This is a genomic window from Bacillus lumedeiriae (assembly GCF_044891285.1).
GTDB lineage: Bacteria > Bacillota > Bacilli > Bacillales > Domibacillaceae > Pseudobacillus > Pseudobacillus lumedeiriae.
Genome location: NZ_JAUIYO010000037.1, coordinates 1 through 1,523 on the forward strand (window position 1 = coordinate 1; position 1,523 = coordinate 1,523).

At 49.2% G+C, this 1,523-nt stretch carries 1 protein-coding gene; it reads right to left on the bottom strand.

Going from position 1 to position 1,523, the window contains the following annotated elements:
- On the bottom strand, window positions 1–1,523 hold a 1,523-nt coding region (gene hutU / locus QYG89_RS16960; protein WP_404319397.1), incomplete at both ends, for a urocanate hydratase.

Here is a 1,523-nt window from a genome sequence, read left to right on the forward strand (position 1 = left end):
CCCATGCCTGGGTCTGTTGTTAATACGCGCTCGATGCGTGCTTCTGCTTCTTTCGTTCCGTCTGCCACGATGACCACGCCTGAGTGCTGGGAGTAACCCATTCCTACGCCGCCGCCATGGTGAAGAGATACCCATGTTGCGCCGCCGACTGCGTTCACCATGGCATTTAGAAGCGGCCAGTCAGATACAACGTCTGATCCGTCTTTCATCGCTTCTGTTTCACGGTTCGGTGAAGACACGGAGCCAGAGTCTAAGTGGTCACGGCCGATGACGACTGGTGCTTTCAATTCGCCGCTCGCTACCATATCGTTCAAGATTTTACCGAAGCGGGCACGCTCGCCGTATCCTAACCAGCAGATACGAGCCGGAAGGCCTTGGAATTCGATTTTTTCTTGTGCCATGCGGATCCAGTTGCATAGATGCTCATTGTCCGCAAATTCGCGTAAAATCGCTTGGTCTGTTTTATAAATATCCTCCGGATCTCCAGATAGAGCCGCCCAGCGGAAAGGTCCTTTTCCTTCACAGAACTGTGGACGGATGTAAGCAGGAACGAATCCAGGGAAATCAAACGCGTTCTCTACACCTTCGTCTTTCGCTACTTGGCGGATGTTGTTTCCGTAGTCAAATGTGATGGCACCTTTCTCCATCATTTCAAGCATCGCTTTCACGTGAGTCGCCATCGCTGCTTTAGAAAGTTTCACATACTCTTCTGGATTCGACTCACGAAGAGCAGCCGCCTCTTCCATTGACATTTTTGAAGGAACGTATCCGTTTAATGGGTCATGCGCAGATGTTTGGTCTGTTAATGCATCTGGAATGAAGTTGCGGGCAATCATTTCTGGAAGAATGTCCGCTGCGTTGCCGACTAAACCGATCGATAGGGCTTTGCCTGCCTGCTTCGCTTCTTCTGCTAAACGAATCGCTTCATCTAGTGAATGAGTTTTCACATCTGTGTAGCGTGTTTCGATACGACGGTCAATTCTCGTTTCATCGACGTCGATGCCGATGACAACCCCGCCGTTCATTGTGACAGCTAGAGGCTGAGCGCCGCCCATGCCGCCAAGGCCCGCTGTAACAGTGATCGTGCCTTGAAGTGTGCCGTTGAAGTGCTGCTTCGCAAGCTCTGCGAATGTTTCATATGTTCCTTGGACAATCCCTTGAGAACCGATATAAATCCAGCTTCCTGCGGTCATTTGGCCATACATCATCAAGCCTTTTTTATCAAGCTCATGGAACGTATCCCAGTTTGCATACGCTGGAACGATGTTTGAGTTTGCGATTAATACGCGCGGTGCGTCTGTATGTGTTTTGAATACAACGACTGGTTTACCAGATTGAACGAGCAATGTTTCGTCATCTTCTAGTTCTTTTAATGTATCAACGATCGCATCGAAAGCTTCCCAGTTACGAGCTGCTTTCCCAATGCCTCCGTAAACGACAAGTTTGTCTGGATGCTCAGCTACTTCAGGATCTAAGTTGTTCATTAACATACGAAGAACCGCTTCTTGCTGCCATCCTTTTGT